The 4,775-nt window shown below is 71.3% G+C and carries 4 protein-coding genes; 3 read left to right on the top strand and 1 reads right to left on the bottom strand.

The features are described 5' to 3' along the window. The first annotated feature begins 337 nt into the window (after nucleotides 1-337). Together AB0H12_RS45110 and uppS are read left to right on the top strand one after the other, a co-directional pair. Entirely contained in the window at nucleotides 338-2,239 is a 1,902-nt protein-coding gene (locus AB0H12_RS45110) for a S9 family peptidase (protein ID WP_499632930.1), read from the top strand. 91 nt (nucleotides 2,240-2,330) lie between these two features. Next, nucleotides 2,331-3,104 carry a polyprenyl diphosphate synthase gene (uppS, locus tag AB0H12_RS45105; protein WP_499632929.1) on the top strand — a complete coding sequence of 258 codons (774 nt, stop codon included), beginning with the start codon at nucleotides 2,331-2,333 and terminating at the stop codon, nucleotides 3,102-3,104. 126 nt (nucleotides 3,105-3,230) lie between these two features. Here uppS and AB0H12_RS45100 read toward each other — a convergent pair whose 3' ends face one another. Further along, nucleotides 3,231-3,518: a hypothetical protein gene (locus tag AB0H12_RS45100; protein ID WP_499632927.1), complete on the bottom strand. Its 288-nt coding sequence runs from the start codon at nucleotides 3,516-3,518 to the stop codon at nucleotides 3,231-3,233. A 79-nt stretch (nucleotides 3,519-3,597) separates the two neighbouring features. Between AB0H12_RS45100 and AB0H12_RS45095 the strand changes: the two genes are divergently transcribed. Continuing rightward, nucleotides 3,598-4,587 (top strand): hypothetical protein, encoded by a 990-nt coding sequence (locus tag AB0H12_RS45095; RefSeq protein WP_499632925.1) that lies wholly within the window; start codon nucleotides 3,598-3,600, stop codon nucleotides 4,585-4,587. Nucleotides 4,588-4,775: the final 188 nt, after the last annotated feature.

Below are 4,775 nucleotides of genomic sequence, written 5' to 3'. Positions count from 1 at the left end.
GAACCGACCGGGCTGGTCACGTCCCTGTTCCACGACGCCCTGGCCCGGCACGGCGTCCACGTCCTCGGCGCCGTCACCCGGGTGGCGACAGCGCCGGCCGCGACCGGTCACCGGATCGAACCGGACCAGCACCCGCGTTCGGATCGGACACGCCGACCGCTGCCTTGTCGGGTCGTTGCGGTCCTGGAAGGCGCTCCGGCTCGGAGCCCGCTGCCGCCTGACCGGGCGGCAAGCCCCACAACGACAACGGAACCACGACCAGAAGTGCGCGACGGAAGATCACATCCAGGCCCCACTCCGTCGCGGGGAGCCCGCGAGAGGTCGGCAGACTGGCCACATGACAGAGCTGACCGCCGAACTCGTGGTCGATGGTCGCGCACCGCAGACCCCAGTCCTTGCCCCGAACGGGGAACTGCTCTGCTACGTCCTCGCTCCCACCAGCCGGACCGGTGACCACCTCGACACCGAACTCCGGCTCGTCGACACCGACGGCGCCGCCGCGTCGCGCCGGGCGACCACCGACACCGCAGCGGAGTCCCGACCACGCTGGTCCGCGGACTCGGGCACGCTGTTCTTCCTGTCCGACCGCGCGGACCGCGGCACCTCGCAGCTGCACCGGCTCACCCTCGCCGACGGCGCGGCGACCGCGGTGACCCACTGGCGCGCCGGCGTCATCGACCACCTGCCGCTCGCCGACCCCGACCTGGTCGCTCTGCTCGCCCAGGACGAACCCACCGAACAGGACACGCGCCGCGCCCAGGACCGCGACGACGCCATCGTCGTCGGCGAGCGCGAGCCGCGGGCCCGGCTGCGCCTGCTCGACCTGCGCACCGGCCAGGTCACCACGCCGGCCGTGTTCGGCGACCGGCACGTCGTGGAACTGCGGCAACGACCCGACGGCGGCCCGCTCGCCGTGCTCACCCGGGCCGGCAGCGACAACGACTACGGTCCTCGCACCGGCCGCCTGCACCTGTTCGACCCCACCACCGGGGCCGCGGTGGATCTCGGAGCGGTCGGGGCGGACGCACGGTCCCTGGCCTGGTGGCCGGGCGAGGACGGCTGGCACCTCGGCTACCTCGCTCTGACCCCACCGGTTCTGCAAGCCGGCACCGCCGTGTTCGACCTGGCCGTGGACAGCCGCCTCCTGCGCAGCCGGACGTCCGGCCTCCCGATGTGCCCCACCGAACTGCACCAGACCGACACCGCCCCACTGGTCGTGTTCGCCGACGGCCTGAACACGACCCTGGCGCGGCTCGACCCCACCGGTCCCACGACTTTGTCGCAGCACCCCGGCCGCCTCGACGACCTCACCACCACACCCGGAGGCGAGAAGATCGCGACCCTGACCGGCACCCGGTACCAGCCCGCCAACGTCCAGGTCGGGCCACCGAGCGGGCCGCTGCGGAAGATCACCGACACCCGCCCGGAACTGAACGGCATCGCGTTCGGGACCCAACGACCGCTGGCCTACCGTGCCGCCGACGGCCTCGACCTCGACGGCCTGCTCGTACTGCCAGTCGGAAAAACCGCGTCCGACGGCCCGTTCCCGCTCGTCACGATCGTGCACGGAGGCCCGTACGATCGCTACGCCGATCGTTTCCAGCTGTTCTGGTTCCCCAGCGCGCAGTGGCTGGCCACCGCCGGCTACGCGGTGTTCCTGCCCAACCCGCGCGGGGGCCAGGGCCACGGCCACCAGTTCGCCCTCAGCGTGGCCGGCAGGGTCGGGCAGGAGGAGTGGACCGACATCCTGACCGGCATCGACCTGCTCATCGCCGAGGGCGTGGCCGATCCGGATCGGCTGGGCATCGCCGGCGGGAGCCACGGCGGGTTCATGTCCGCCTGGGCCGTCGGCCAGACCGATCGGTTCCGCGCCGCGCTGGTCCTCGCCGGCGTCATCGACTGGGGCATGCTCGCCGCGACCGGCGAGCACGGCCAGTTCGAAGCCGCGCTCGGTGGCAGCACCGGGTGGTCCGGCGTCGGTCCGCATCCGCACGACGCGGTCAGTCCGATCTCCTTCGCCGGCCGCGTTCGCACTCCGGTGCTCATCCTGCACGGCGCCGAGGACACCAACGTGCCCCTCGGTCAGTCCGTGTACTTCCACCGGGCGCTGCGCCATTTCGGCGTCGAGCACGAGTTCGTGATCTACCCGAGAGAGGGGCACTCGATCCGGGAACGCCATCACCAACTCGACGTCCTGCGCCGGACCCGTGCGTGGTTCGGCCGCTGGCTCCGGCCCTGACCGAGGCGCGTGTGGCGCGGGTTCCGGGTGAGGTCGAAGCGGCGGTGGGCGACGCGTCCTTCGCGGTTCGACCCGGTGGTACCTTCCCCTCGTGGGACTGGTCGATTCGTTGCGCGCGTTGTACGCTCGCCGGCTGCGCCGTCAGGTGGCGAGCGGTCCGCTCCCCCGCCACGTCGCGCTCATCATGGACGGGAATCGCCGTTGGGCCCGCGAACGGGGTCATGCGAACCCGAGCATCGGCCACCTGCACGGCGGTGAGCACCTGGAGACCGTGCTGGGGTGGTGCGCCGACTTCGGCATCCGGTACGTGACCGTGTTCGTCGCGTCGAGCGACAACCTGCGCAAGCGCGATTCGGAGGAGACGGCTTTCCTGATGGAGGTCGTCGAACGGGTCGTGGTCGACCGCGTGGTGGCGCGGTCGGAGAGATGGCGCCTGAACGTGACCGGGCGGCTCAACCTCCTCCCCGACTCGACCGCGCACGCGCTCAAGAGGGCGCGGGACATGACGTTGGAGCGTGCGACCGACTCCGAGTTGACGGTCGCGGTCGGCTACGACGGCCGCGAGGAGATCGTCGACGCGGTCCGCTCGCTGCTCGACCAGGCCGCCGAGCGCCGCGTCACCGCCGAGGAACTGGCCGCCACGCTCACCGTGGAGGACATCACCGCGCACCTCGACCCCGCCGGTCGGCCGGACCCCGACCTCGTCATCCGGACCAGCGGTGAACGCAGGCTCTCCGGTTTCCTGTTGTGGCAGGCCGCCGATTCCCGGTTGCACTTCTGCGACGTCTACTGGCCCGCGTTCCGGCAAGTGGACTTCCTGCGCGCAGTGCGCTCGTACGCGGTGCGGCGGGGTTCCCAGGACTGAACGCCTCGACACCGCTCCGGCGGCGCCGCTGCGCGACTGCGGGAGTACGCGGTTGACCGCGCGGTGGCGGTGTTCCGGCGGTCGTCGTGTGCGACTGGGCGGCGTTGTTGCCCCTCACGGCCGGCGTCACACCGCAGTGCCGCCCGATATCGGTCGGTCAGGACGTCCGACGCCCCAAAGCATGAACGGCACCTCGCGAGCCCGCTGTGCGTGTCCGCTGTCGCCCGGTGTCTCCGCGATCCGCTCCAGGACCAGCCGGAACTCCGCCCGGTCGGCGGCGCTCAAGGCGTCCAGCTCATGACCGATCACCTCGATGCCGCGCACGGCCGCATCCGGGTCGATCTCGTCCTCCCCGGAGTGTTCGAGGAACATCAGGGCCTCGACGATCGCCCGGACGAGCGGCGTGTTGTCCATACCGGGATTGAACCTCGCCTCCCCTCCGGCCGGCCGGTGACCGAGTGGGTGGTGTCCGAGTCGGAGCTACGTCGACAGGGTGCCGGCCGGGCCGTTCCCGGCTGGGATGATGGCGGTGATGAGCACCGATGCGGAACGCGACCAGGCGAGCCTTCGGCGGCGGGTGGAGGCGTTGACGCTGCCGGTCGTGCCACTCCGACGGCACGGCTTCGTGATGCCGGCCGACCCGGCCGCGATGCGGGAGCCTGAAGCGGTGGGCGTAGGCCCCGACGGTACGGCCTTCGCCGTGTGGGCATACCGCGAGGGCGGCAACCGGAAGCAGGTGACCTGGCACGTCGGCGGCCGGCGGAGGGTCGTCGGCGCCGTCGACGTGGAGACGGACCTGAGGGTGAGGTTCGTGCAGCCGCTGCCCGACGAGCGCGTTCTGCTGGCGGCTGCCCGGGCCAAGCCCGGCGCGGTCAACGCGGAGGTGTGGACCGGGAGCGGCGAGCTCGAGCACAGCGGTTACCTCGGTGACGCCATCGAGGAGCTGCTGACCACGCCCGCGGGCAAGGTTTGGGTCGGGTACTTCGACGAAGCGATGGGCGGAAGTGGCCCGGAAGGGCATGGGCTCGCCCGCTTCAGGGAGGACCTGACCACCGAGTGGCTCTACCCGTTGGATGCCGGTCTGCCCTACATCTCCGACTGCTACTCGCTCAACGTCGAAGGTGAGACGGCCTACTTCTGCCCCTACACCGAATTTCACGTCCTGTCCGCCGCCGGCGAGCGGGTGACCGACTGGGGAGCCTCCCCGTGCAAGTCAGCCCACCAGCTGCTGCGACGCGGTCCAGACCTCGCCCTCCTCAGTGGCTGGGGCCCCGAGTACGACGTCGCGACGCTGCTGCGGATCAGCCGAGACGGGGTACGTCAGGAAGGCGGGCGTTGCCGTGTCGTCCTGCCCGACGGCTTGGAGGCACGTGGACTCCGTTACACCGGCAGAGGCGATGTGTTGCACGCCTTCCTCCGATCGACTTGGTACTCCATAGATCTGGACATGCTGAGCTCGGCATCGGGCCACGGCCGCGCATAGCCGGCGCATCTCCACGGGCCACGGAACGCACAGAACGCCAGTCGAGCTGCGTGGTGCTACGAGTACCAGCGGTGGACGGCGGCCCGACGCGGGCGCCTACTTCGCCGGAGGCGGGTTCAGCGGCAGCCACTCCTCGAACCGGGTGGTGGACAGCCGCGCGTCGGGTCCGGGCAGCAGGGTGTCCTGCT

The sequence above is a fragment of the Actinosynnema sp. NPDC023794 genome (assembly GCF_040639675.1).
Lineage (GTDB): Bacteria > Actinomycetota > Actinomycetes > Mycobacteriales > Pseudonocardiaceae > Actinosynnema > Actinosynnema luteola.
Note: the sequence above shows the minus strand (reverse complement) of the source record. Positions and strands in the feature narration are given on the sequence as shown.

Bases quoted from the DNA above. Each gene is read 5' to 3' on its own strand.
- AB0H12_RS45110 (WP_499632930.1), top strand. From the start codon at position 338: ATGACAGAGCTGACCGCCGAACTCGTGGTCGATGGTCGCGCACCGCAG.
- AB0H12_RS45100 (WP_499632927.1), bottom strand. From the start codon at position 3,518: ATGGACAACACGCCGCTCGTCCGGGCGATCGTCGAGGCCCTGATGTTC.